The sequence below is a fragment of the Streptomyces sp. MS06 genome (assembly GCF_047200655.1).
Taxonomy (GTDB): Bacteria; Actinomycetota; Actinomycetes; order Streptomycetales; family Streptomycetaceae; genus Streptomyces.
The window spans coordinates 14457-40469 of the sequence record NZ_JBJZOJ010000046.1 but is presented as its reverse complement, the minus strand read 5'-3'; the positions used below and the strand labels follow the sequence as shown (position 1 = coordinate 40469).

Annotated in this window: 19 protein-coding genes and 2 pseudogenes; 11 read left to right on the top strand and 10 right to left on the bottom strand. The window is 71.6% G+C overall.

What is annotated here, in order from left to right:
- Positions 1–129 precede the first annotated feature (129 nt).
- The 3 genes from ACL02U_RS23155 (at position 130) to ACL02U_RS23145 (ending at position 2600) form a co-directional block, all read left to right on the top strand.
- A complete protein-coding gene (locus tag ACL02U_RS23155; protein WP_412792822.1) occupies positions 130–1302 on the top strand; it encodes a sensor histidine kinase in 1173 nt (390 codons plus the stop codon).
- Complete coding sequence (locus ACL02U_RS23150; protein ID WP_412792821.1) at positions 1277–1939, top strand: response regulator; 663 nt, start codon at positions 1277–1279, stop codon at positions 1937–1939. The genes ACL02U_RS23155 and ACL02U_RS23150 overlap by 26 nt, the downstream gene beginning before the upstream one ends.
- A gap of 166 nt (positions 1940–2105) precedes the next feature.
- Complete coding sequence (locus ACL02U_RS23145; protein ID WP_412792820.1) at positions 2106–2600, top strand: SRPBCC family protein; 495 nt, start codon at positions 2106–2108, stop codon at positions 2598–2600.
- Positions 2601–2727: 127 nt separating this feature from the next.
- Here the strand turns inward: ACL02U_RS23145 and ACL02U_RS23140 are convergent, their stop codons facing one another.
- Positions 2728–5238 carry an alpha-amylase family glycosyl hydrolase gene (locus ACL02U_RS23140; protein WP_412792819.1) on the bottom strand — a complete coding sequence of 837 codons (2511 nt, stop codon included), beginning with the start codon at positions 5236–5238 and terminating at the stop codon, positions 2728–2730.
- A gap of 745 nt (positions 5239–5983) precedes the next feature.
- Between ACL02U_RS23140 and ACL02U_RS23135 the strand changes: the two genes are divergently transcribed.
- The 3 genes from ACL02U_RS23135 to ACL02U_RS23125 all read left to right on the top strand — a co-directional run bounded on the left by ACL02U_RS23135 (position 5984) and on the right by ACL02U_RS23125 (position 12143).
- Positions 5984–8491, top strand: coding sequence for a carbohydrate-binding module family 20 domain-containing protein (locus ACL02U_RS23135; protein ID WP_412792818.1), 2508 nt, complete (start codon positions 5984–5986; stop codon positions 8489–8491).
- 336 nt (positions 8492–8827) lie between these two features.
- Positions 8828–10993, top strand: coding sequence for a protease pro-enzyme activation domain-containing protein (locus ACL02U_RS23130; protein ID WP_412792817.1), 2166 nt, complete (start codon positions 8828–8830; stop codon positions 10991–10993).
- A gap of 196 nt (positions 10994–11189) precedes the next feature.
- On the top strand, positions 11190–12143 hold the full coding sequence (locus ACL02U_RS23125; protein WP_412792816.1) for a hypothetical protein: 954 nt from the start codon (positions 11190–11192) through the stop codon (positions 12141–12143).
- Positions 12144–12222: 79 nt separating this feature from the next.
- Here ACL02U_RS23125 and ACL02U_RS23120 read toward each other — a convergent pair whose 3' ends face one another.
- The 4 genes from ACL02U_RS23120 to ACL02U_RS23105 all read right to left on the bottom strand — a co-directional run bounded on the left by ACL02U_RS23120 (position 12223) and on the right by ACL02U_RS23105 (position 17347).
- Positions 12223–13212, bottom strand: a complete 990-nt coding sequence (locus tag ACL02U_RS23120) for a zinc-dependent alcohol dehydrogenase family protein (RefSeq protein WP_412792815.1) — start codon at positions 13210–13212, stop codon at positions 12223–12225.
- Between the two features lie 113 nt (positions 13213–13325).
- Positions 13326–13898, bottom strand: a complete 573-nt coding sequence (locus tag ACL02U_RS23115) for a TetR/AcrR family transcriptional regulator (protein WP_412792814.1) — start codon at positions 13896–13898, stop codon at positions 13326–13328.
- Between the two features lie 145 nt (positions 13899–14043).
- Positions 14044–15426 (bottom strand): wax ester/triacylglycerol synthase domain-containing protein, encoded by a 1383-nt coding sequence (locus tag ACL02U_RS23110; protein ID WP_412792813.1) that lies wholly within the window; start codon positions 15424–15426, stop codon positions 14044–14046.
- A gap of 880 nt (positions 15427–16306) precedes the next feature.
- On the bottom strand, positions 16307–17347 hold the full coding sequence (locus ACL02U_RS23105; RefSeq protein WP_412792812.1) for a phosphatidylinositol-specific phospholipase C domain-containing protein: 1041 nt from the start codon (positions 17345–17347) through the stop codon (positions 16307–16309).
- 177 nt (positions 17348–17524) lie between these two features.
- On the opposite strand from ACL02U_RS23105, the pseudogene ACL02U_RS23100 reads away from it, so the two are divergent.
- A pseudogene (locus ACL02U_RS23100) lies at positions 17525–17743 on the top strand (VOC family protein); the annotation flags it as partial.
- Here the strand turns inward: ACL02U_RS23100 and ACL02U_RS23095 are convergent.
- The 4 genes from ACL02U_RS23095 to ACL02U_RS23080 form a co-directional block, all read right to left on the bottom strand.
- Positions 17697–17870 carry a hypothetical protein gene (locus ACL02U_RS23095; protein WP_412792811.1) on the bottom strand — a complete coding sequence of 58 codons (174 nt, stop codon included), beginning with the start codon at positions 17868–17870 and terminating at the stop codon, positions 17697–17699. The pseudogene ACL02U_RS23100 and the gene ACL02U_RS23095 overlap by 47 nt on opposite strands.
- Positions 17867–18520, bottom strand: a complete 654-nt coding sequence (locus ACL02U_RS23090) for a beta-glucanase (protein ID WP_412792810.1) — start codon at positions 18518–18520, stop codon at positions 17867–17869. Before ACL02U_RS23090 ends, ACL02U_RS23095 begins: the two co-directional genes overlap by 4 nt.
- 374 nt (positions 18521–18894) lie before the next feature.
- The gene (locus tag ACL02U_RS23085) at positions 18895–19698 is read right to left on the bottom strand and encodes a maleylpyruvate isomerase family mycothiol-dependent enzyme (RefSeq protein WP_412792809.1); all 804 of its coding nucleotides are present in this window, start codon (positions 19696–19698) and stop codon (positions 18895–18897) included.
- Positions 19699–19782: 84 nt separating this feature from the next.
- Positions 19783–21291, bottom strand: a complete 1509-nt coding sequence (locus ACL02U_RS23080) for an MFS transporter (protein ID WP_412792808.1) — start codon at positions 21289–21291, stop codon at positions 19783–19785.
- Positions 21292–21438: 147 nt separating this feature from the next.
- Here ACL02U_RS23080 and ACL02U_RS23075 point away from each other — a divergent pair, with 147 nt between their 5' ends.
- The gene (locus tag ACL02U_RS23075; RefSeq protein ID WP_412792807.1) at positions 21439–21873 is read left to right on the top strand and encodes a MarR family winged helix-turn-helix transcriptional regulator; all 435 of its coding nucleotides are present in this window, start codon (positions 21439–21441) and stop codon (positions 21871–21873) included.
- Positions 21874–22026: 153 nt separating this feature from the next.
- Here the strand turns inward: ACL02U_RS23075 and ACL02U_RS23070 are convergent, their stop codons facing one another.
- On the bottom strand, positions 22027–22974 hold the full coding sequence (locus ACL02U_RS23070) for a LysR family transcriptional regulator (protein ID WP_412792806.1): 948 nt from the start codon (positions 22972–22974) through the stop codon (positions 22027–22029).
- Between the two features lie 71 nt (positions 22975–23045).
- Between ACL02U_RS23070 and dapA the strand changes: the two genes are divergently transcribed.
- The 3 genes and pseudogenes from dapA (at position 23046) to ACL02U_RS23055 (ending at position 25946) form a co-directional block, all read left to right on the top strand.
- Entirely contained in the window at positions 23046–23984 is a 939-nt protein-coding gene (dapA, locus tag ACL02U_RS23065) for a 4-hydroxy-tetrahydrodipicolinate synthase (RefSeq protein ID WP_412792805.1), read from the top strand.
- 526 nt (positions 23985–24510) lie between these two features.
- Positions 24511–24651, top strand: a pseudogene (locus tag ACL02U_RS23060) (GNAT family N-acetyltransferase); the annotation flags it as partial.
- 215 nt (positions 24652–24866) lie between these two features.
- Positions 24867–25946: a BTAD domain-containing putative transcriptional regulator gene (locus tag ACL02U_RS23055; RefSeq protein ID WP_412792804.1), complete on the top strand. Its 1080-nt coding sequence runs from the start codon at positions 24867–24869 to the stop codon at positions 25944–25946.
- Positions 25947–26013 lie beyond the last annotated feature (67 nt).

The following is a 26013-nucleotide window of genomic DNA, read 5'->3' as shown; positions in this document are numbered from 1 at the left end:
AGAGAGGTTCGCCGGGGCGGCGCCCGCGGACATCGGCCCGCGAGCCGCCGGTCCGTCCGCCCGGGGGACGACGGGCGTCCCCTACTTTTGACCGATGTGCGGCGCGAAGCGCTCTCTAGGCTGGGAGCCGTGCTGCGAGACGACCTGCGAGCCCTGTGGAGCGAACCACGCCCGTCCGGCGCACCCGTCAGGGTGCGCCGGGACTGGATGCTGCTTGCCGCAGCCCTGGTGGGCGCGGTCCTGGAGGGCACCCTGCGGGAGGACGTCGTCTGGCGGCCGGTGGCCGTGGTGTTCACGCTCTGGCTGTGCGTGCTGCCGCTGTGGCGCCGGACCCGCCCGCTGGCCGTCGTCGCACTCGCCTTCGGTGCGATGGCGCTGCTCCAGATCGCCTCCCTGGTGGCCGAGCCGCCCGAGCCGGTCGGCCTGTACACCGGGGTCGTCGTACTCGTCCTGGTGTACGCGCTGCCCCGGTGGGGATCGGGAAGGGAGATCGTCCTCGGGAGCGCGCTGATCCTCGCGGCGTTCACGCTGTCGGCCCTCGCCGACCCAACCGCGGCCGTCGACCAGTTCGTCGGCTTCGCCTTCCTGCTCCTGCCCGCGCTGATCGGGGCGACCGTCCGGTTCCGGGCGACCGCCCGGGAGCGGCGGCTGGACCGGGCGCGCTCCCGCGAGCGCGAGCAGTTGGCCAGGGAACTGCACGACACCGTGGCCCACCACGTCTCGGCCATGGTGATCCGGGCACAGGCCGGCCGGGTGCAGGCGGCCGGGGATCCGGTCGCGGCCGTCGAGGCGCTGCTGGGGGTGGAGGAGGAGGGCGCCCGCACACTGGAGGAGATGCGGGCCATGGTGGCCGCTCTGCGCGACGGCGGGGGCGCCGCCGAACTCACGCCGCTGTCCGGAATCTCCGACCTCGAGCGTCTGATGCGCGTGCCGGTCGGCCGACTGCGGATCGATCTCGGGCTCGACGGCGAACTCGACGCGCTCCCGCCGGCCGTGGACGCGGCGGTCTACCGCATCGTGCAGGAGTCGGTGACCAACGCCAGGCGGCACGCGGTCGACGCGACCGAGATCGTCGTCCGGGTCACCGGCGAGCCGCACGGCGTGCGGGTCACCGTGCGGGACGACGGGGCGCGAACCGCCCGCGGGCGCGACGGGTATGGTCTTGCCGGACTGCGGGAACGCGCCGCCCTGCTCGGCGGCCGGCTGCAGGCGGGCCCGGGCGCCGACCGGGGCTGGAGCGTCGAAGCCGAGCTGCCACGGGGGAGGGCGGACAGAAGTGCCCATCCGAGTTCTCGTCGCTGACGACCAGGCGATCATCCGTACCGGCCTGCAGATCATGCTGAACGCCCAGCCCGGCATCGAGGTGGTCGGCGAGGCCGCCGACGGCCGGCAGGCGGTACGCCTCGCCCGCGACCTGCTCCCCGACGTCTGCCTGTTCGACATCCGGATGCCTCGGCTGGACGGACTGGAGGCCACTCGGCTGATCGCCGGTCCGGACGTGGACGACCCGATGGCCGTGGTGGTGATCACCACGTTCGACCTGGACGAGTACGTCTACGGCGCGCTGCGCGCGGGGGCCCGCGGATTCCTGCTCAAGGACACGGGACCGGAACTGCTGGCGCAGGCCGTCCGCTCGGCCGCCGACGGGGAGGCGCTCATCGCGCCGAGTGTCACCGTGCGCCTGCTGCGGGCGTTCGCGGAGGTTCCGGCAGCCCGGCCCGCAGCGCAGCCGATCTCCCCGGTGACCCCCCGCGAGGAGGAAGTGCTGCTCGCCGTCGCCCGCGGACTGACCAACACCGAGACGGCCGACGCCCTGCACATCAGCCTGAGCACGGTGAAGACCCATCTCGCGAGCCTGATGGCCAAGCTCGGCGCCCGCAACCGCGTGGAGATCGCGATGTGGGCCTACGAGACCCGCCGCATCATCCCGGGCACCTGAGCCCGCAGCCGGTGGGCCTCGGGCCGGGGACGCCCGGGTCGCTCCACTTTCGCCGCCGCTCCGGCCGCGTGACGGCTCGGCCCGCCTCGAACCCGGTGCGACCGAACGGCCTACACGGCGTGCTGCGGGGCGGCACCGGGGCGTGACGCCGCGTTACAGTCGGCCGATGCCCCGCACCGACAAGGCGTCCCGGCTCATCGCCGCCCCGCGTGAGCGGGTCTATGCCGCACTCCTCGACCCCGAAGCCCTCGAGGCATGGCTGCCGCCGGGGGACATGTCGGGCTCGGTCGAGCGGTTCGACGCGCGTCCCGGCGGTTCCTACCGCATGGTGCTCACCTACCCGGACGCGCCGGACGCGCCGGACGCGCCGGACGCGCCGGACGCCCGGGGATCCCGGGGCAAGTCGGCTCCGAACGCGGACGTCGTCGAGGCGCGCTTCCTCGAACTCGTACCGGGAGCACGCGTCGTCCAGGCGGTGGACTTCGTCTCCGAGGACCCTGCCTACGCCGAACCGATGACCATGACCTGGGAGATGACCGCGGTCGAGGGAGGAACCCGCGTCGACGTCACCGCCGCCGGAGTCCCCGACGCGGTGAGCGCGCAGGATCACGCCGACGGGATGGCCTCCTCGCTGGAGCAACTCGCCCGGTACCTGGAGTGAGTGCCGCAGCACCGGCGCGGACCACGGACCCTCCGACGTCACCGCAGTCCACGGGGACAGCCCTGTCGCCTGTGCAGGGCCCGTGTGCAGGGCCCGCCGCCCGGGCGCCGCCCGGGCGGCCGGCGGGTCAGCTCCGGCGGAAGACGCTCACCGCCTGCGGGCCGCAGTCCGAGCCCGTCGTCGCGGTGGAGCCGTAGGAGTCGAGCACCTTGGTCCAGGTGCCGGGCGGCAGCGCGACGCCGTAGGTGCTGCCGGTGGGGTTGTCGACGACCACGGTGTCGTAGCCGGTGGGGTCGTCGGGATCGGAGCTGATGCGTCCGATCACGACGGCTCCGTCCACCTGGGTGGTCAGCTGGTGGTGGACCGCTCCCCAGGTCGTCAGGCGCAGGGCCGCGGTGGACTTCCGCAAGGCGATCGCGTCCCGGTAGTAGCGGAAGACATCGGCGTGGGCGACCTTGTCGCCCCAGTGGATCGCGTTGACGGCGTCGGGTGCGTCGTAGGAGTTCATGGCGGTGGTGTAGTCGCCGTTCACGACCTTGGAGCGGAGGAATTCGTCGCCCTCGGCGATGATCGGGATGCCCTGGGAGGTCAGCACCATTCCGGTGGCGAAGCGGTCGATCCGGCCGGCCGTGCCGGTCGCTCCACCACCGGCGCCGGAGTACGTGATCTTGTCGTAGAGGTTCAGGTTGTCGTGGATCGAGGCGTAGTTCACGGTCTGTTCGGGGTCCTCGGCGAAGGCCGGGCTCCACAGGTCCGAGAGGGGTGCCGTGCTGTCCGCGTCGGTGGGTGAACCGCGCATGCCGAAGGCGATGGCGCCCGGATTGCCCGAACCTCCCATGTAGGCCATGGTGTCGGAGTCGGTGCCACCGCGGATGGCGTCCCGATAGACGCCGTTGAAGACGCCGAAGTGCTCGGGAGCGAGGGCGGGAACCGTCCCGTAGCGGACCTTCGCCGCCTCGTCGGGGTCCGACGCGCCGCCGTTCCAGGGCTCGCCGTACATCAGCAGTTTGCGTCCGGCGTAGGCGGTGTTGAGGTAGTCGGCCCAGGAGGCGACGTTGTCGTAGTGGTGGACGCCGACCAGATCGAAGCGGAAGCCGTCGACGTTGTAGTCGCGTACCCAGTGCTCCAGCGAGTCCCGGATCATCCGGGCGACCATGGGGGTGCCGTCGTCGATCGAGTCGCCGGTGCCGGAGAGGTCGGTGGCGGTGTAGTACCTGCCGGTGATGTCGCCGAACACGCTCTTGCTGTGCGTGTGGTTGTAGACCACGTCCATGATCACGCGCATTCCGTTCCTGTGGAACTCGTTGACCATGTCCTTGAACTCGCGTATGCGGTCCTCGGGTTGGCTGAACTGGGAGTACTGCTCCTCGGGGACGTTGTAGTCCACCGGGTCGTAGCCCCAGTTCGGTACCGTGCTGCCGAAGTCGAAGGAGGGCATCAGCTGCACTGCCGTGACGCCGAGTTCCTTGAGGTGGTCGATGCCGGTCTTCACTCCGTCGTAGGTGGTCCCGCTCCGGACGAGACCGAGGAACTTCCCTCGCTCGGCCGGCTCGACACCGGAACTGGGGTCGATCGTGAAGTCCCGGACGCTCAGCTCGTAGACGACCGAGTCCTCCCGGTGGACGAGGGCCGGGCGCGGCGACCAGGTGCCGTCGGTGGGGAGGACGGCGGCGGTGTCGACGACCACACCCCGGGTGGTTCCGGGCTCGACCATCTGCGCATAGGGGTCGGGGACGGCGACTCCGCCGACGTAGAACTGGTACGTCCGGTCCTTGAGGTCACCGCCGACGACCGCCTGGTAGACGTCGGAGTACCCGGAGAGCGTGGTCGGGGTGAGCGGGTGGCCGGCGCCGTCGACGTTCACGGTGACGTTCGAGCTGTCCGGCGACCAGAGGCGGAACGTGGTGGCGGTGGGGGTGTACAGGGCGCCGAGGGTGTTCAGCGGAGCGGTGGGTCCGCTGACGCTGACCACGGTCATCAGATGGGTGGCGGAGTTGTAGGAGAAGGTGGTGGTGGCGCCGTCGGAGGGGACGTCGAAGCCGATGTCGGCACCGGCGGCGACCCCGTCGGCACCGTAGTTGACGGTCCAGGACCGGCCGATGGTGACCTTGGTGTTCCAGTTTCCGGCGGGGACCGCGGTGGTGGAGTACGTGTAGACGCCGTCTCCGTCGGGGTCCGACATCTCGGTGGCAGGACAGGTGGGCAACCAGTCCCCGGCGCAACCGAGTTCGGACTGGTAGTCACCGACGGCGGTGACGACCGGCCGGTCGGAGTCGTCGGTGACGACATGGGTGGCGGGGTCGTAGACGAAGGTGACCCGTTCGCCGGCGGACGGGACGGTCATGCTGATGTCGGAGCCGTCGGGAGCGCCGCCCGCACCGTAGTTCTCGGCCCAGGTGTCGTTGATCGCGACCTTGTACCGGTAGCTGCCGCCGGGGAGGTTCAGCGAGGCGGTCCACCTGCCGTCCGCGCGCTGCACCATTTCGGCCTGGGAGCAGTCGGGTTGCCAGTCCGCCGCGCAACCGATCTCGGTGTCGAAGGTGCCGGGCAGGCTGACCGCGGTGGTGGCGGCGCTCGCGGAGGGGACGGCAAGTGAGACGGTGCCGAAGCCCAGCAGCGCGACTGCCACTGCGAGCACGGCCGTTCGGTGGCGACGGTGACGGAAGTGGGGTCTGCGGCTCATGAGGACTGCTTCCTGGACATGCCCGAGCACCGACCTGCGGCTGCGCGCAACCGCGACCGACACCTCGGTACCGGGGCCGGTGGGAGGAGGGGAGTGGGAACGGCCTGTCGACGAACCCGTTCCGTGGGCGAGACGATCCCGCTCGCGGGGATCCGAGTCAACCCTCTTGCAGTTCTTTTCGCTGACTTGCAGGGCGGCTTGAGGAGCCAGGGGAGGCGCCGGCGGTACGCCCTTCCGGGCCTGGGTTTGGGCCGAAGCACAGCAGGTCGTGGCAGGTCTCATTCATCAGGTCGAGCAGGAGGGCGGGTGCTCGTCTGCTGCGGAGGCGTCGCGCCTGGCGTCGCGTCAGCGGCAGCATCCGGTCCGTTTTCCCCCGCTCTGGCGGCCCTGTCGAGCAAGGAATTGCAGCAATTTTCAATCGTTGCCTGCGCAGTCTCTTGACGCGTGCTTTCCCAGGGGGGATGGTCATGCCGCGCAGCTGCTCCGGGGCCCGGGGGCGGCTGCACCGTGGCGGCCGTGGTGTCCGAACGGCACCGTGGACGGCCGGGCGGTGGTGACGCGCGACCACCGTGATCTCGGCATCTGACGATCGCCGCAATCCCCGTCCCACCCCGCCTGCTGCCGGCAACGGCCCCCGTCGGGCGCGCCCGCGCGCCTGCCCCCGGTCCCGGTGGCCGTACCCATGGAGGAATGTCGCGCCATGCCCCAGTTCGGTCGTACCCGAAGCCCGCGGTCCGGCGGCCGGCCGCGACGTACACGCACCCTGCTCGCCGCCGCCGGTTCACTCGTCGCCGGGACGCTGCTGCCGCTCACCCTCACCAGCGGTACCGCGCACGCCGGCTCGCCCAACGGCGGCGACGTCATCGCCAACCTCTGGGAGTGGAACTGGCCGTCGGTCGCCGCGGAGTGCACCACGGTGCTCGGCCCGAAGGGCTACGGAGCGGTTCAGGTCGCCCCGCCGCAGGACTCGATCCGCCTGGACCGGTCCAGCCATCCGTGGTGGGAGGTCTACCAGCCGGTCGGCTACGACCTCGACAGCCGCATGGGCACCCGGCAGCAGTTCGTCGACATGGTGACGGCCTGTCACAACGCGGGGGTCAAGGTCTACGTGGACGCGGTCGTCAACCACACCGCCGGCACCAACCAGACCAGCACCGACTCCTACGGCGGGGCCTCCTTCGACGAGTCGGCGCTGGACTACCCCTCCATCGGCTACACGCCCGCCGACTTCCACAGCTACCCGGCCGACTGCCCCAACGCCGACCTGGCGATCGACGACTGGGACAACGTCCGGCAGGTGCAGGAGTGCGACCTGGTCGGCCTGGCCGACCTCAGGACCGAGTCGGAGCATGTCCGCACCACGATCGCCGGCTACCTCAACGACCTGATCGGCATCGGCGTCGACGGCTTCCGCATCGACGCCGCCAAGCACATCGCGCAGACCGACTTCGCCGCCGTCCTCGACAAGCTCGACGACACCCTGTGGGGTGCCCGCCCGTACATCTCCCAGGAGGTCATACCGACGCAGAACCCGGACCTGTCGCCCGGAGCGTTCGAGAGCAACGGCAGCGTCATCGAGTTCACCTACGCCAACCAGCTCAAGAACCAGTTCACCGGCAGCATCGCCAATCTGCGCACCTTCGGCGACAGCAGCTGGAACCTCGAGCCCAGCGACCTGTCGACCGTGATGGTCACCAACCACGACACCGAGCGCAACGGCCAGACCCTCAGCTACAAGAACGGCGACACCTACACCCTGGCCAACATCTTCGAACTGGCCTGGGACTACGGCACCCCGCAGGTCTACTCCGCCTTCACCTTCGACACCAACGACGACTCGCCGCCCGCGAGCGCCGACGGCCACGTCACCGACACCGTCTGCGGCAGCGCCTGGACCTGCACCGACCGGGACCAGGGCATCGCCAACATGGTCGCCTGGCACAACGCCGCCATGGGTCGGCCGGTCGCCCACTGGTACGACGACGGCAGCAACCTCATCGCGTTCTCCCGCGGCAGCAGGGCCTGGGTGGCCATCAACAACGAGGCGGCCGCACGGACGCACACCTTCGCCACCGGCCTGCCCGCCGGCACCTACTGCGACGTCATCCACGGCGACTACGACGCGGCGGCCGGGACCTGCAGCGGCCCGACCGTGACCGTGGACGGCGCCGGCGACGCCACCGTCTCCGTCGCCGCCGAGGACGCGGTCGCGCTCTACGGGGTCGTCGCCGGCGGCCCGAGCCCCTCCCCGACACCCTCCTCCTCCCCGACCCCCTCCCCGACCCCCTCCCCCTCCTCCTCCCCGACCGCGGGCCGGGTCGCCGAGACGTTCACCGTCAACGGCGCCCCCGGCAGCTCCCCCGTCTACCTGGCCGGTTCCGTCCCCGGCCTCGGCGGCTGGTCCCCCTCGGCAGCCGTCCCGATGACAAAGTCGGGCTCCACCTGGACCGTCACCGTCGACCTGCCGCAGAACACCGGGATCGAGTACAAGTACATCCAGAAGGACTCCTCGGGGAGCGTCACCTGGGAGCCCGGCGACAACCACGGCGCCACCACCGGATCCGGCGGCACCGCCTCGCTCACCGACGTATACAACGGCTCCGGCAGCGGCAGCACCACGGTCAGCGAGTCCTTCGACGAGCAGGCGAGCGTCCGGACCGGGCAGCACGTCTACCTCGTCGGCTCCGTCCCCGCACTCGGCGGCTGGAACACCGACGACGCCGTCTCCATGGGCGGCACCGCCCCGAACTGGACGACGACCGTCACGCTGCCCGCGGACACCTACTTCGAGTACAAGTACATCAAGAAGGACCCGGACGGCACGATCGAGTGGGAGAGCGGCGCCAACCACTCCGCCACCACCGGTACTTCCGGCAGCGGCACGCTCAGCAACACCTGGAGCAGCACGTCCACCGCCCCGGTCGGCGTCACGTTCGACGAGAACAAGGCCACCGTGCCGGGCCAGAACGTCTATGTCGTCGGCAGCACCGCGGGTCTGGGCACGTGGGACACCGGCCAGGCCGTCCCGCTCTCCTCCGCGGCCTATCCGGTCTGGTCCGCGACCGTGAGCATGGCCCCGAACACGTACTTCGAGTACAAGTACATCGTCAAGGACGGCTCCGGCGACGTGACCTGGGAGAGCGGCGACAACCGCAGCTACGCCACCGGCTCCTCCGGATCGGTCACCCTCGACGACACCTGGAAGTGACGGGCCCTCGGTGCTCGGGGCCCGACACCCGTTCGGCCGGATCGCGGCCGGAACTCCGAGGGGCCGGTGACCGGGGGAGGGGTTCCGCCTTCTCCCGGCATCCCCTGCCGGGAGAAGGCGCCGGGTCCGCCGACTCCGCGCCGCCGGTCCCGCGTGCCCCTGCGGACGGACGTCAACAAGGCCTTCCAACAGCGATGTTGGCACACTGTGTATGTGAACGTTTGACTGTTCTTTGGCAAATGCTTGTCGGTGCATGGTCAAGTTCAGCGCGGGTCTCTGCGAGGTTCATCCGTGCGTCTCCTTCCCCGGGACGCACACCCCAGGAGGAACCCCCACGTGATACCCCGTCATATCGCCACCTCAGCGGTGGCCTTCGCGCTCCTGCCGTTGAGCATCACGGCACTCGGCGCCACCAGTGCCAGCGCGGCGTCGAACCCGCGGGTCCCGCTTCCCCAGACCGAAAGCCCCGCGGTCGCGAACTCGCAGCGCGTCGGAGACGTCCCCGCCGCGCAGCAGCTCTCCGTCTCCGTCAGCCTCAAGCTCCGCGACTCCGCCGGACTCGACCGCTTCCTCGCCGCCGTCTCCACCCCCGGGACGCCCGAGTACGGCCACTACCTGACCCCGGCGCAGTTCGCCGCCCGCTTCGCACCCACCAAGGCCGACGTGGCGCGGGTCCGGCACTACCTGCGCGCCCAGGGCCTGACCGTCACCGGAGTCAGCGGCAACCGTCAGGTCGTGTCCGCCACCGGCTCGGCGAAGAAGGTCAACGCGGCCTTCGGCACCCGCGAGACCAACTACGTCGACACCGCCAAGCACCGCCACTTCTTCGCCAACGACAAGGCGGCCACGCTGCCGTCCGACCTCGCGGCCGTGGTCCAGGGCATCTCCGGACTCGACAGCCACACGGTGCGCCACCACGACGCGGTCCACGCGGCCGCCAACCCCGCCGCGACGCCCAGCGGCCTCGGCCCCAGCCAGTACGACGGCGCGTACCGCTTCGACAAGCTCGGCGCGGACGGCACCGGCCAGACCGTCGCGCTCTGGGAGTTCGACGGCTACAAGAAGACCAACCTCTCCACCTACGACAGCCAGTTCGGCCTCAGCGGTCCGTCCGTCAGCACCGTCTCGGTCGACGGCGCGAACTACGACAGCTCGCCCGGCGGCGGCCAGGGCGAGGTCGAGCTCGACAGCGAGATCGTCCGCGGCGTCGCGCCCAAGGCCACCCAGCTGATCTACGAGGCGCCCAACTCGGACGCCGGCGAGGTCGACATGGCCGCCAAGATCGTGTCGGACAACCGCGCCTCGGTGATCTCGATCTCCTGGGGTTCCTGCGAGCCGGACACCACGTCCTCCTCGATGACCTCGGTGAACAACTCCTTCAAGCAGGCCGCCGCGCAGGGCATCAGCATCTTCAGCGCCTCCGGCGACGACGGCTCCCGCGACTGCACGCGCAGCACCAGCGGATCCTCCGTCAAGGCCGTGGACTTCCCGGCCTCCAGCCCGTACAACACCGCGGTCGGCGGCACCAAGCTGTCCGTCTCGGGCACGTCCTACAGCTCTGAGAGCGCGTGGAGCACCAGCGGCGGCGGCATCTCCACCGTCTTCTCCAAGCCCTCCTGGCAGACCGGCACCGCGACCATGCGCACCGTGCCCGACGTCGCCTCGGACGCCGACCCGGCATCCGGGTTCGCCATCTACACGGCCGGCGGCTGGCAGGTCTACGGCGGCACCAGCGCCGCCGCCCCGCTGTGGGCCGGCTACACGGCGCTCTACAACCAGAAGGCCGCGGCCGCCGGCAAGAGCGCCCTGGGCGAGGCCAACCCGAAGATCTACGCCGTGGCGACCGGCAGCAGCTACTCCTCGTCGCTGCACGACGTCACCTCGGGCGGCAACCAGGACTACAGCACCAGCACCGGCTACGACCGGGTCACCGGCTGGGGCTCGCCGATCGCCGACGGCCTCACCGACGCGCTGATGGGCGGCACCGGTGGCGGGACCGGCGGTGGCGGTGGCGGTGGCGGTGGCACCTGCACCCCGGCGCAGCTGCTCGGCAACGCCGGCTTCGAGACCGGCAGCGCCTCCCCGTGGTCCGCCTCCTCGGGCGTGGTCGACAGCTCCGCTTCCGAGGCCGCCCACAGCGGCTCCTGGAAGGCCTGGCTCGACGGCTACGGCAGCAGCCACACCGACACCCTCTCCCAGAGCGCGTCCATCGCCTCCGGTTGCCAGGCCACCCTCTCCTTCTGGCTGCACGTCGACACCTCGGAGAACACCAGCAGCACCGCCTACGACAAGCTCCGGGTGCAGGTGCTGAACTCCAGCGGCTCGGTGCTCGGCACCCTGGCCACGTGCTCCAACCTGAACGCGGCCTCCGGCTACGTGCAGAAGTCGTTCGACCTGTCGTCCTACGCGGGCCAGACGGTCACGCTGAAGTTCACCGGCACCGAGGACTACTCGGCGCAGACGAGCTTCGTCGTCGACGACACCGCCCTGAACGTCTCCTGACGTTCTCCTTCGACGCCCCGCCGGGGAAGGCTTCGACCGCCTGCCCCGGCGGGTGCCCCTTTTTGTCGTGAGCACTCTCATACTGGGCATGTGGTGACGCGGGCGCCTCCCGTTGCGTACTGTCCATCCAACTCGGTGGCGTGGGCCGGAACAGGACCGGTGCCGTGCCAGTCCACCGACGGGGAGAGTGATCCGCATGACGCCGCCACAGCACCTCAAGGAGCCGCTGGGACCGCGTCTGCCCTCCCAGGCCGGTTTCGCCGACGTCCTGCACGATGCGATCGAGGCCAGCGGCCTCAGCCTGGACCGCATCCGGCACGCCCTCGCCGGGCGGGGCGTCCGCATCAGCGTCACCACCCTCAGCTACTGGCGCCGCGGCCGCAGCCAGCCCGAACGGGCGGCTTCGATGCGCGCCGTCGAACTGCTCGAGGACATCCTGGACCTGCCGACCGGCACGCTCGGCGCGCTCCTGGGACCGCCCCGGCCACGTGGCCGTTACGCGATGGCCCCGGCGGCCCCTACGGCCGCCGAAGGCCTCCACCCCACGGATCTCTGGCCCGGGGAGCAGTGGCTCGCGGAGGTCTGCGAGGAACTGGAGGTGACCCCCGGCGACGGTCTGGAGCGGCTCGGCATCCACGACACCTTCCAGGTGTCGTCCCACGACGGTGAGTGCGTGCTGCGCATGAACCAGGTGGTACGGGCCACCGCCAACGGCGTGTCCCGCTGCCTGGTCGTCCACGCCGCGGACGAGGACACCGACGAGATCCCCCGCATCGGCGCGGTGCGCCACGCCCGCCTCGGCCGGGTCCGCCAGCAGTCGCAGGCCCGCATAGTCGCCGCGGAACTCCTGCTGGACGTCCCCCTGGGCCTCGGCGACACCGCCGTCTTCGAATACGAGGTGCGGCTGACCGCCAACAGCCCGGCCACCTGCTACGGTCGCCGCTTCGCCGTACCGGTGCGGCAGTACGTGCTCCAGGTGCAGTTCACCCCGGGCGCCGCGCCGGCCCACTGCTACCGCTACGAACGTGAGCCGGGCGCCGACGACGACCGCGTGCGCGACCGGCTCTGGCTCGGCGCCTCGGCCAGCGCCCATCTCGTCTCACTGGACCAGCAGCCCGGGCACGCCGGGATCCGCTGGGAATGGGAGTGACACCCGGATCCGTCCGACGCCGCCCCCTGCCGTGGGCGCCGCGCTCGCCCGGAGGCCGCCCGGGCCCGCGCTCCGGACGTCACCGTCGCCCGACGTCGATCACGATCTTGCCGTCCGCGGTGCCGCTCTCCACTGCCGCATGGGCGGCCGCGACATCGGTCAGGGCGAAGCGCCGGGGGTCCAGGTGCGGCCTGAGCGCACCCTCGTCGGCGAGCGCTGCCGCCGCCTCCATGATCTCGCCGTGGTGCTCGCGTCCGCGCCCGGTCAGCAGGGGCAGCAGGGTGAAGACACCCGAGTAGGTCGCGCCGCGGAAGGAGAGCGGCGCGAGGCTGTGCGTCCCCCAGCCCAGAGCACTCACGACGTGGCCCGTGTAGGTGCGGACCGCTGTGAAGGAGGCGTCGAGCACGGACCCGCCGACGGTGTCGAAGACGACGTCGAAGCCTTCGCCCCCGGTGTGCTCGGCGACGTACCGGTCCACAGGGGTGGCGGTGTAGTCGATCGGGGTGGCTCCCAGACGCCGGACGGTCTCCAGCCGGGCGGGCGAAGCGGTGGCGAAGACCTCGGCGCCGCGGGCCCGGGCGATCTGCACGGCCACGTGGCCGATCCCGCCGGCTCCGCCGTGGATGAGGACCTTCTGCCCCGCGCGGACCTGCGCGCGGTCGACCAGGCCCTCCCAGGCCGTGATGACGACCAGGGGCAGGGCCGCGGCCTCGCGGTGGGTGAGCGAGCGCGGCTTGTGGGCGAGCAGGCGGGCGTCGACGGCCGCGTACTCGGCGAGCGAGCCCTGCACCTCGCCCACTCCGCCGGTCATGCCGAAGACCTCGTCGCCCGGGGCGAAGCCGCGGACGTCCGCGCCGACCTCTTCGACGACGCCCGCCAGATCCAGGCCGAGGACGGCCGGCAGGGTGCGCTTGGCGTGGGCCGCCTTCCCGGCCCGGATCTTGGTGTCCAGCGGGTTCACACCGCTGGCCTCGACCCTGACCAGAACCTGGTCGGCGGTGACGGCCGGGGTGTCGATGTCACGGGAGACCAGCGGGGTGCCGAACTCCTCGAGGACCATTGCGCGCATGACGGTGTCTCCGTTCTGTCTTGCCTGATGTGCAGGGGCCGGTGCGGCGCGGGAAGCGCCGCCCGGAAAGCGGGATGCCGCGGCCCGGGGACCGCGGGCGTGCTCGAACGCGGTCAGGTGCGGTCGGCGACGAGCCGACGTGCCGCGGACTTCGCCTCTTCCACGACGGCGCGGTCCTGCAGCAGCCGCCCCGAGGCCAGAGCGCCGTCGATCAGGAGGCCGATCTGCCGTGCGAGTGCGTCGGGCTCAGCGGCTCCGGCCCTCTCACCCAGCTCGGTCAGCCATTCCTGACGGCGCTGCGTGTGACGCACGGTGACGGCCCTGGCCTCCGAGTCCAGGTCCGCCTCGACGGCCGCACTGACGAACGGGCATCCGAAGAAGCCGTGCCGGTCGAAGGCGTCCGTCAGTGCGTCGAAAAGCCCGACGAGCTGCTCGCGGGGGCCGGTCCCGGTGCGTGCGGCCGCGTCCTGCAGCTGCGCCATCCAGGAGTCGTCGGTCCGGCGCAGGTAGGCCGCGACGAGCTCCTCCTTCGTGCGGAAGTGCGCGTACAGCGTCGACTTCGCGACGCCCGACGCCGCGATGACCTGATCGATGCCGACTCCGCGCAGCCCGTTCGCGTAGAACAGTTCGGCTGCCGCCGTGAGGATCCTCTCCTCCGACTGCGTCTTCCTGATCCGTGTCGCCATGACAGCACCTCCTTAATCGAACAGACTAGTCCGTCTGATTAAGGAGGGCAACCTTGAGCCCGGGGCACGGGTGCCGCGCCCTCCGCCGAGGCGGTGGGCGTACCTGCCGGCCTTTCCGCTCTCTTCCGCGGGTTTCCGCGCTCCTTCACGCTCCGGTCGCGTCGAGCAGCGTCCCGACCTCGAGCTCGACGTCCCGTGCGAACCCGTCGACGTCGGACATGGCCCCCGGATCGGCGCACAGGCCGACGAACAGCGTGCCGGCGAGGGATACGGCGGCGACCCTCAGGGCGTGCCGCGGCGCGACCTCCGCGATCGAGCAGAGGCCGTCCACCCGTCGGCCCAGTACGTACACCGGCGTGCGAGGCCCCGGCACGTTGGACACGTTCAACGAGTACTCGTGGGGGCTGTGCACCAGGTGCTGCACCAGCCTGCGCACCGGTGACGGCGCCCGGGCGGCGGCTCGCCCCAGCGCGTAGACCGCTCGTGCGTCGTGCCGGTTCTTGCGCAGACCGGTCGCGGCGGAGACGGCGTGCAGACGCGCGAGCGGATCGGGCTCCCGCACCGGCAGACCCACCAGCAGGAACGAGTCCCGGTTCCCCGCCGCTTCGGCGGCGACCGGCCCGTGGTGCATGCTCACCGGGACCTCGGCCTTGATCGCCGTGCCGGGCCCGCGTGTGAGCAGCCAGTTGCGCAGCGCACCGGCGACGGCGGCGAGCAGTACGTCGTTGACGGTGGCGTGTGGTGTGGACGCCCGCCCGATGCGATGCAGATCGGCCAGCTCGCAGCGGGCGAACGCGACGACTCGCCGACCGCCCACGGGCGCGGCCAAGGGCGACAGCCGGCCGAGCGGCCCGAACTCGCGCAGCGCCAGCCCCCGGTACCCCGCCGCCCTGGCGAGCCGGGCGCCTGCCCGTAGCTGCGCGGGCAGGCCCGGCGCAGGCCGCCGGCCTGCCGGTGGCCGCCCAGGGTCCGCGCCCGTGGGCGGGCCCGCACCCGCGGCTGCGCCCCCGCCGGCGGACTCCGGTGTCCCGGACGGGCTCGACGCCCAGATCAGGCGGCTTCCCGCGTGCATGATCGTCATGCCGTCCGCCAGACAGTGGTGGACCTTCCAGATCAGCGCCCATCGCCCGTCGGTCAGTCGGGGAACGACGTCGAGGGTCCACAGGGGTTCGGAGCGGTCCAGCGCATCGGTCATGACGGCGGCCACGATCCGCCGCAGACCGGCCTCGTCCACCGCGCCGCCGCCCACCTCGCGCACCTGCCGGTCGACACGGAACCGCGGGTCGTCCTGCCAGGCCAGACCGGCCGGGGTGCCGGGAGCCGGGACCAGGTGCCGCCGCCAGCGCGGCAGCACCTCCAGCCCGGACTCGACCACGTCGCACAGGGCGGGGAGAGGAGAGCGGTCCGGTGCGTCCCCGACGAGCAGCACCTTGAGGGTGTGACCCCGGATCGGCCCGGATTCCAGCGCCAGGACCTGCGCGTCCTCCAGTGTCATCGGTTCCGCGGCGGCGATGGACGTGCTGCTCATCGGGGCCCTCCTTCGTGGGAATCCCGGCCGGCGGGTAGGGGAGCGGACGAGGCTCCTGCGGAGCAGGCCGGGCTCCGGTGGAGGACGCCGGGCACCTCCGGAGCAGGGTGGGAGGACGCCGGTGGCAGTGGGCCTGTCACCCCGGTCCGCCTGGTGGGGAGGCGAACCCGGGTGCGCGCCGCCGGGCCGAGCGCGACCGCGTCACCCCCGCGCCGCGACCAGGGCGGTGCACGGCGCTTCCGGTACGGGACCGGAGGCGGGGGAGGGGCCCGCCCGGTGCGGGGCCTCCCGGTCGCCTCCACCTGACGCACCCCACAGCTCCAGCGTCCTCCTCGACGCGCCGGGGGCAACTCGATCACGGCCTCTCACCTGCGGTCCCGATCCGGTGAGCGCCGAACCCGGTAGGGCCCTGAAGGCGCCGTCCGGGCGAGCGGCGGCGCCGGCGCCGCGGACCCAGGCCGCGACGCCGCCCGGCGCCGCACCGCGCCGTCCGCTCGATGAAGCGGTCGCCGCCGTTCGAGGGGGCATGCGGACACTCACCGGCGACGAACGGCCCGACTTCCTGCGACACCGGGCGCCGACCTCCCGCAACGCCCGCCGCGGGCCGCTCGGATGCGATGCCGGGTGGGCTCGACCACCGGATCGAGCACCGTCCGTTCCCCGGCATGCCGACTCCGCATCCGCGCCGGCCCGGGTTCGGGTCCGTGCGGGGCTGCCGCCGCGAACTCGGCGTGCCCCACCACGAGACGGTCCTCCTGCGCCTCGCCGAGGTCGGCGGAGGAGAACCGCTCGCACCGTGGGCGTCGGACGGACCGGTGCGCGCCGTCACCGGTGCCCCGGACAGGGGCTGGTGCCACGGCGCGCACCTGGGGCCGCACTCTCAGCCCCGCGTGGCCACCGAACCCAGTACCGGTGCCGACTTGGCCGACCAGTCGGAGGTGATGATGCTTGCGTGGTCGGCGGCCAGCAGGGACAGCCGGGCGGCTACCTGGGCGTCCGTCGGAGCGGTGGAGGAGATCGCGGGGGACACTCCGTCCGCCCCCGTCATGATCAGGATGTAGTGGTTCACGGAGTAGAAGGACGTGGCGTAGCCGTTGTCGACGTATGTCGCCGCGTTGCCGTCGAAGAAGACGAACCAGGGGCGGATCGAGGCGTCGTAGCGGCTCACCCGCGGGTCGCCGTTCTCCGCGCCCAGCACCGCCGGGAACGCCTCGGCGGAGGAGATCTCACCGGCTGCGTACAGGTCGCGCAGGTGGTCGCCGTACTCCTCGTCCGTCCAGTAGTGGTCGAAGGGGTTGGCCTGCTCCACGGTGCCGGGGATCAACTCGAAGAGGAACTTGCCCTTGAGCGCGTCCCGCGAGGGCCACGCGTCCGCCTTCGCCGCCGCGTCGAGCGAGGTGTACTTCCCACCGAGCAGGTCGGAGGGCTTGTAGACGCTGCTGCCCAGCTTGGAGGCGATCAGGCGGTCGAGTTCGTCGGGACCGAGGCCGCCCCTGTCGTTGAAGCCGACCTTCATCTCCACCTTGAAGACGATCGGTGCGTGCTCCGGATGCAGCTGGTTCCAGGCCGCGATGTTGTCCAGGCAGCTCCCCAGGTCCTGGTTGCGCCGCTGACTGTAGAGCTGGTCGGGCGTGTTCGCGTGCTCGCAGTTGTTGTCGTTGCCGAACAGGTTGCTGTGGCTCACCCGCCAGCGGTGGCTCAGACTGTCCACGTACACGTCGAGTTCCAGCAGCGAGGCACCGGAGTCCAGCGCCTGCGCTAAGTACGTGTACTTGGACTTCTCGTACGCGTTGTGGGTGCCGATGGCCGTCGTGTGGGCGAACGACGGCGATGCCGCGTCGGCCTGACCGGGGATCAGCAGCATCATGACGGCTGCACCGAGCAGCGCCACCGACCGTCTTGCCGAACGAACCACGCGCATCTGGCAACTCCCTTTGATAGGTACTGAGTTGGGAGCAGCCTAGGAGAAGCCGGTTACCCCTCGGTAGCCCCTGGGAGGGAATGGGTGTCGGGAGTCCGGCGTGGCGCGTGGAGAACGAGCGCGACCAGGTGGCGTCCGCAGTGGACATCAGGAAGGCCTGCGCGCACTGTCTCGACAGTGCGGAACGTGGCGATCGACTGTGCGGACGCCTACGAACCGGCCCGGTTCCGGGACAGGGTGACGGGCCGCCCGCTGCATCCGGAGGACCGGCCGGATGATCCCGAGGCCCGGGTGCCGCCGGCGGACGAACCGGTGCCGCACTTCAACCAGGTGCCGCAGCCCAAGACGATCAAGAGCTGGATCCAGCTGTGCCTGCGAGCCCCGGTCCGGGATCCCCGTGCAGCCGCAGCCGCAGCCGCAGCCGCAGCCGCAGCCGCAGCCGCAGCCGCAGCCGCAGCCGCAGCCGCAGCGGTACGCGGGACGTCGACCGGGCAGCCGGCGCACCGTGCGGGGAGGCCTTCACCAGGGGCGTCGGACCACCAGGCTCTCCACCTCGTACGACAGTTCGTTCACGTCCGTGTCCGGCGAGGGATGATAGCGGCCGGCGCACACCGACAGGTTGACGATGAGGTAGGCCCGCCAGTACGAGCCGACGCCCCGGTGGTCGGCGAAGACCTCCGCGCCGTTCAGCCACCAGACGACGTTGTGCCTGCCGAACGTGACGCTCAGGTCGATCACCCCGCCCGGGCGCACGGCGCCGTCCCGGACGTAGTGGCCGGCGTGGTGCACATGGTTGGTGAGTTCGAGCAGATCGGGATTGTCGGGGTGGTACTCGAACACGTCGACCTCGCTGCCGCCGTCCCGCCACGTCCAGATGGCGGGCCAGGCTCCCACCCCGACGGGCAGGCGCACTCTGGCGTCCAGGCGGTCTCCGGTGCGCACGGTGAAGCCGTCCGCGCTCTCCTCGGTGGTGAGCAGACCCGTGTCCCAGAAGCCGTCGGCCCGGCGGGTGGCGCGGAAGCATCCGGTGCGGCTGTAGCCGGGGTCCGCGGTCAGGTGGTCGAGTTTGTCGTCCCCGGGGTTGGTGGGGCCGCCGTTCGGATAGGCCCAGGAGTGTCCCGCGACCCACTGGCTCTCGGACGTGAAATCAGCGACGAAGACGACTTCACTCACAGACGGCCCCCACTCACCCGCTGGGTTCGGCTTGCTGGGGGAGTCATCCCCGCGGCTGTGCGGGCTATGCGGCAGGACATGTCCGGAGACCCTCTTTCACACGAACGTGTGATGTGAGGGCCGACCTGGTCGAGGGGCGCTCGGAGAACGAACCGGGCCCCCGCCGGTACGGGGGAGCGCGGGCCGGAACCGCTCCGCTCCGGTCTGCCGATGGCGAATACCGAACGGGGCCCGAGCAGCCGAGGTCGCCGACGGACCCGACGCCCGCGCCGACCCGTCCGCGCCGACCCGCCCGCGCCGACCCGTCCGCGCCGAGCCGGGCACCGTGTCCGGCACCGGTGGCATGCGCTTCGGCGCGGCCGGACCGCGCCGCGTCAGAACGCCGAGTTGGCGAACCAGTGCTCCAGCAGCTCCCCGTCCCCCTCGACGGAGACGAGTCCGCCGTCGAGGGACACCCGTCCGTAGACGAGGAGGAGCAGGTCGGCGGCCGCCCCCCGGACGACAGCGTCGCCGTCATCGGCGGCCGCGTGCGCGGGGTCGAGCCCGAAGCCGTCGGGACGCAGCCGCACGAGCCACCGCTCGTCCCCGTCGGACGCGGCGAAGAGGACCGTACGGTCGGAGGCCCTCAAGTCGGCCACCTTGGGGGCGAAGAAGGCGGCGAAGGGCAGATTGACCAGGAACTCGTCGATTCCGTCCACCGCGGCCGGGCGGTCGACAACGGGCCGCCGGCCGAGCGCAGTCTCGGCATCGGCCCGGTGCAGCAGGGTCTCGAAGAACATCCGGCGCGCCCAGAAGCGGGCGTGCTGGTCGGCCCCCCAGGCCCACATCGGCAGGTCCGGCCCGGTGGTCGAGAACGCGTCGGCCGCCACCTCCGCGCTCGCGGCCAACCAGCCGGGGTATTCGTCCTCCCGGTCCGGGAGGTGCAGTTCCACGTCGCGCGTGCTCGGCGGCTGCTGGATACGCTTCCGCAGCAGGACCGAGAACCAGCGCTGGACGCTGCCCGTGTGCCTGATCAGATCGTTCAGCGTCCAGCCGGGGCAGCCGGGCACGGGGGTTGCCGGGTCCGCGCCCTCGACCGCGGCGACGAACCGGGCGGTCTCGGCCGCGACCGCCGCCCGGTGGTCCACCTGGGAGCGGACGGGGTGGTGGCCGGAAGGTTCCGAAATACTCAACGTCACATGCCTTTCGGTGAGGAGTGGTTCAACCGTCTCACCGTCCGCGCCGGGTGGGGCGGGCGCGGGACGGCGGCGGGGCAGGACGGCTCACACGGCCGCAGCGGCGGATTCCGCCTCCGGTTCCTGCGCCCCCGGGAACTCAGCGGCAGCACGCGGCCCGGCGGAGCGGGACTCGCGGTCCGGCCTGAGTCCGAGGAGCGCGATGACCACGACCAGGAAGAAGGCCGCTCCGGCGATGACGAAGCTCAGGGTGAACCGGCTCTCGACGGGCAGCGCGGGCATGCCGTGCGGCAGCGGGACGGTCTTGGAAGCGAGCAGCGAGGTGATCACCGCGCTCGCCACGGCGCTGCCGACCGAGCGGGAGATCGAGTTGATGCCGTTGGCGATGCCCGTCTGGTGGGGCGGGACGCCGGCCACGATGAGCGCGGGCATCGCGGCGTAGCCGAAGCTGATTGCCAGACCGATGACCATGCCCGCTCCGATCACCGAAGCCGTGGTGTCGTGCGCGCCGCTCAGCCAGGTGAATCCGATCACGCCGCAGCAGGCCCCGACGGCCAGGGTGACGCGCGCGCCGAGACGGCGCACCAGCACGCCGCCGACCTGCGCGCCCACCAGCGAAACAAGCGCCGTCGGCAGCAGATACACCACGGATGCCTCGAGAACGGAGGCGCCGAAGCCGTACCCGACCAGCCCCTCGGGCATCTGGACGAGATACGAGACGCCGAGGAACTGGGCGAACATCGCGAACCCCAGCATCAGCCCGGCCAGGTTGGTGAACAGGACCGGCGGGTGGACGAACATCTTCAGGTCGACCATCGGCTCCCCGACACGGCGTTCGACGGCGACCCAGACCAGCCCCATCACGACCGCCGCCGCGAAGGCGCCGAGGGTGCGACCGGAGGCCCATCCCCACTGGTGCCCCTGCGAGACGGGCAGAAGGAGCAGCACCAGCAGCGCTCCCAGTGTGAGGGCGCCCAGCCAGTCGGTGCGCCCGCCCGTCTTCGTCCGGGAGGCCGGCACCGCGAACAGCACGCCTGCCAGTGCCACCACCGCGAGCAGCAGGGCGAGCCAGAAGACCCGGTGGTAGTCCGGGGCGGAGCCCCTGGTGAGCAGTCCAGCACCGACCAGGGCGAGTCCACTGCCGAACGCGAGGGTGCCGCTGACCAGGGCCATCGCGCCGTGCAGCCGTTCCGGCCGGACCTCTTCACGGAGGATGGACAGGGCCAGGGGGAAGATCGCGGTCGCCGCACCCTGCATCACCCGGCCGACGATCAGCCAGGTCAGCGAGGTGGTCGTGGCGGCCAGCACGGAACCCGCCACCATCACCAGCAGGACGCCGACCAGGGTGGGCTTCTTGCCGTGCTGGTCGCCGAAACGCCCGAAGAGCGGGGTGAACACGGCCGCCGAAAGCAGCGTGGCCGTGGCCACCCAGCTGACGTCGGCGGTCGTCGCCCGGAGGTCGTGCTGGATGATGCCGAGGATCGGCACGACCAGGGTCTGCATCATCGAGACGACCATGGCGGCAAGCCCGAGCACCAGGACGACCACGGTGTCTCCAGAACGCCGTGGAGGCACCGTCTGCTGTGCCTGAGACACGAAGAGTCTCCCTGTTCATGATCCGGTGAGCCTCTTCAGAACCCGGATCAACTATTTGAGGACATTGATACTTGAGAACATCAAGCAATCGGGACCGTAGCCACCATTGCTTGAGATGGTCAAGTTTCCTGGCGTAGGGTGACGCGCATGACAGGAACCGCCCGCACCGACACGGCCCAGCTCATGGAGCTGCTGTCCGTCTCGCTGGCCTCCTACTACGGCGAGTTCACGGTCGCGGCCGCAAGCGAGAACCTCACGGCCAGTCAGGGCAAGACCCTCACCGTGCTGCGCCGGGGCGCCGCGTCGATGAGCGCTCTCGCCACCACCCTGACCTGCGACGCGTCCAACATGACCGGAATCGTCGACCGTCTGGAGAAGCGGGGCCTGGTGCGCCGCGAACCCAGCCCGTCCGACCGGCGCGTCAAGAACGTCGCCCTGACCGCGGACGGTGAGCGGGTCATCGACACGATCCGCGGCAGGATGCAGCACACCGTCGCGGGCCTGGAACGGCTCGACGTGCAGGAGAGGGAAACGCTGTCCGTGCTGCTGGAGCGCGTCTTCGTGGAGCGGCCCGCAACCTGACCCGATCAGGACCGTTCGAGGGAGCAGACGGGTCACGCCTGAGCGCCTGCCGTGGTTCACCCCGGAGCCGGTGGTGGGCCGGCAGGGTGCGTCAGGGTCGGCACCGACGACGGGCAGCGCAGGACCGGGCCTGCTCTTCGGGCGCGACCTCCTCTATTCGAGCGGCCCCCGGAACGCGGGCCCGGTGGCATGGACGTGCGCGTCCGCCGCGCTGCGTGCAGCCGTCACGAACGCGGCGATCGCCGGATGCGTGTCGCTGCCGGCGCGGAAGGCGACCTTGGAGCGCCGGAAGAGCGGCAGGCGCGTCAGGGTGACGTCCCCGGGAGGTCGGGAGGCGGCCATCTCCGGTACGAACCCGGCGCCCTGCCCGGTGGCCGCCAGCGCCAGGACGGTACGGAAGTCGTTCACCTGGTGCCGAATGCGCGGCTGGAAGCCCGCCGCCTGGCAGGCCCGCACGGCCATCGCGTGCCCGGTCGTGCCGTCCCGGGCGGTGATCCAGGGCGACGCGGCCCACGGTCCGAGCAGTTCGGCCAGCGTTTCGCCGCGGGAGGCCGGGCCGGTCGCGGGCGTGACCCCGGTGGCCAGGTACATCGGCTCCTCCAGCAGGGAGACCTGGTCGACCGTGGTGTCGGGTGAGGCGGGCACGAAGTCGTAGTCGTGGACCAGGGCCACGTCGAGTTCGCCGGCCCGCAGCCCGTCCGAGACCCGCGCCGAGTCGATCTCCCGCACCATCGGTTCCAGGGCCGGATGCCACCTGGCCAGTTCAGCGAGCGCGCTGGGCACGATCGCGTGGCCGGCGGAGGGGAACGTGCCGATGCGCAGCGGTCCGCCGATGCCCTCGCGGGCCCCGGCCAACTCGGAGGACGCCAGTTCGAGGCGTTCGATCACGGCGTCGGCGTGCCCGACCAGGGTGCGGCCCGCGGGTGTGAGTACCACCCTTCTGCCGCTGCGTTCCAGGAGGGGCATCCCCGCCTCGCGCTCCAGGACTCCCAGCTGCTGGGAGACGGCGGACGCGGTGAAGTTCAGGGCCTCGGCCACGGCCGCGATGGTGCCGCGCCGGTCCAGTTCGCGCAGCAGGCGCAGACGTCGCACATCAAGCATAAGAAGAGCTTACGTATGAGCGTAGATATAAGAAATGGATCTACCGGGTTGGTGTGGGCCAGGCTGGGAGCATGAAGCCCGATGCCCTCTTCACCGGCCTGTTCGTTCCCCTGGTGACCCCGTTCACCGACGACCTGCGTCTTGCCCCCGACGCACTCGCCCGACTGGCCGACGAGGCGCTGTCGGCCGGTGGCGCCCGCGGACTCGTCGCCCTCGGCACCACCGCGGAGGCCGCCACCCTGACCGCCGAGGAGAAGCAGACCGTGGTGCGTGTCTGCTCGGCCGCGTGCCGGGCGCACGGCGCCCCGCTCATCGTCGGCGTCGGCACCAACGACACAGCCGCGGCCATCACGTCGCTGAGGGAACTCGCCGACGGCGGTGACGTCGCCGCGGCACTGGTACCCACCCCGCCCTACACCCGACCCGGCGAAGCCGGAACCCTCGCCCACTTCACGGCGCTGGCCGAGCAGGGAGGCCTGCCCCTGGTCGTCTACGACATCCCCTACCGCACCGGCCAGACCCTCAGCACCGCTGCACTCGACACGCTCGGTCGCCTGCCGGAGGTCGTCGGGGTCAAGTACGCGACCGGCGCGCTCGACGCGGCCGCGATGCAACTGCTCGGCTCGCCGCCGCCGCACTTCTCGGTCCTCGGCGGCGACGACGCCGTCATCTCGCCCCTGCTCGCTGCGGGAGCCCACGGCGCCATCCTGGCATCGGCCAACGTGCGCACCCGCGACTACGCCGAGCTGATCGCCCTGTGGCAGCGCGGCGACGTCGCCCGCGCCCGCAGTCTCGGCGCAGAGCTGGCCCGGCTGTCCGGCGCACTGTTCGCCGAACCCAACCCGACCGTGATCAAGGGGGTGCTGCACGCCCAGGGCCGCATTCCCAGCCCGGCCGTCCGGCTGCCGCTGCTGGCCGCCTCAGCCGAGTCGGTCCACCGGGCGGCCGGACTCGCCGGACCCGCCCACCCCGTCCGCCCGGTCGGCACCCCCGAGACGGTCGGCCGGTAGCCCACCCCCCAGGAGCGCAGCCGACACTCCCCCCGATTGAACTCCGCGCGAAGGCCACACGAGGCGCGGACAGCCCGGCGGCCGCCCCCGCGATGCTGCTCAGCCCGCCCGGAGCGCGTGCGGGGTCTGCACTTCCCGGTGGCCGCGCCCGCGATGGCGCTCAAGCCGGTCGAGCCGGGTCGGCACGATGGCGCGCGACCGCCGGAGCCCATCCGGTGTCCTCGGACCGCCTCGGCCCACGATTCGAGAACGGCGCCCCGATGGAGCGCGAGGAGCACACGGCATGAACATCGACGACATCCTGCAGGACCCGGACGGGCACAGCCGCTTCGCGGCCTACCTCGACAAACTGGCGCATGTCGCCGACCGGGACGAAGTCGACCTGGTCAGCCGCGTGCTCACCGATCCGGACCAGACGATGGCCCGGTCCGCCGTGCTGCGGCACCTGGACCGGCGAGCCGCCGGCCTCTGCTCCGGTCCCGCCTACGAGGAGTGGGCACAGGCGATGACCCAGGCCACGATCGCGCACCCCTTGCGCTACTGGGACTCTCCGGCGTGGACCGAGCGGACGCGCGCCGAGCGGTTCATCGCGAAGTGCCGGAAGACGGCGGACGAGGGAACCGGAGTGCGGGTGGCCATCGACCGTGCTTCTGACGGGGTCTTCGTCGATGCGGCACCGCACCGGACCTGCGGGCTGCAGTGACACGGCACGCGCCCTTGAGTTGTGGCGTTTCTGCAGGCGGGGGCTTCTTCGTGGGCACCGGTCAGATATGACGGGTTGAATGCGCTGTCCACGCCCCCTGCACGGCGGCCAGCCTCGAGGACATCGAGGTGGACGACCGGTGCGAGGGGATCGGCCGGTCCTGGAACAGGGGAGCGGCCATGCCGACGACGACAGTGGTGCGGTGCGACCGGGGTGTCACGGACCTCACCGCCGAGGAACGCCGAGTGTTGTACGCGCTCGGCTGCGGCCTGAGGGACTCCGAGATCGCCGATGTCCTGGCCCTGCCCGAGGGAGCGGTGGCCGAACGGCTCGGACAGGTCCTGGGGAAGCTGGGGCTGCGCGACCGGGCGGCAGCCATCGTGCACGCTTTCGACTGCGGTCTGGTGGTGCCGGGGCAGGGCCCGCGCGGGCCGGTGGCGGGCAGCACTGCCGGACACGGCCCGGGCACAGCCCCCGGTGCCCGGCTTGAGGTGTCGCTGCTCGGCCCGCTGCACACGATGCTCGCGGGCCGGCCGGTGGACGTGGGGCCCGTGCGGCAGCAGGCTGTCCTGGCGGCGCTGGCACTGTGCCGGAACCGCTCCGTCAGCCGGCGGCAGCTGCTGGAGAGCGTATGGGGGAGACAGATGCCGGACGGCAACGTCGTACCGGTCTACGTGTACCGGCTGCGCAAGGTCCTGCGACTGGGCGAGCGCCCGGACTCGGTGATCCGGCGTGACAGGTACGGATACGGGCTGGTCCAGGGCGTCGCCGAGGTGGACGCACTTCGTATGGAGGAACTCGTCGTCCGGGCCGGGGAAGCCGAGCGCGCCGGTGACCTGCTGGAGGCCGTACGGCTGGGTGCCCGGGCCCTGGAACTGTTCCGCGGAGAGCCGCTGGCCGGACTGCCCGGGCCGTTCGCCGAGGCGGAGCGGCTGCGGCTCGCCCAGCGCAGGGTCGCTCTGGCTCAGCGTAAGGCGGACTGGGAGTTGAGGCTGGGCCGGCGCATGGAGGCGATCAGCGGGCTGTCGGCACTGGCGTTGGAGGAGCCGCTGAACGAATCGGTCGCCGCGACGCTGATGTCCGCGTTGCGGTGTGACGGCCGGCGGGCCGAAGCCCTGGCCGTGTTCGAGCGCACCGCCCGGAGTCTGACCGACGACCTGGGGGTGGCCCCGGGCGAGGTGCTGTTACGGGCCCGTCGGGCGGCCCTGCGCGGGGAGGACGTCGACACCGGCCGACCGGGCCGGGCGGGCGCGGCGTGAGCGTGGGAGTCGGTGACCACAGGCGCGCCGTCTCTCCGCTCCTGGCGGTCTCTGCGGTCTGCCGGCG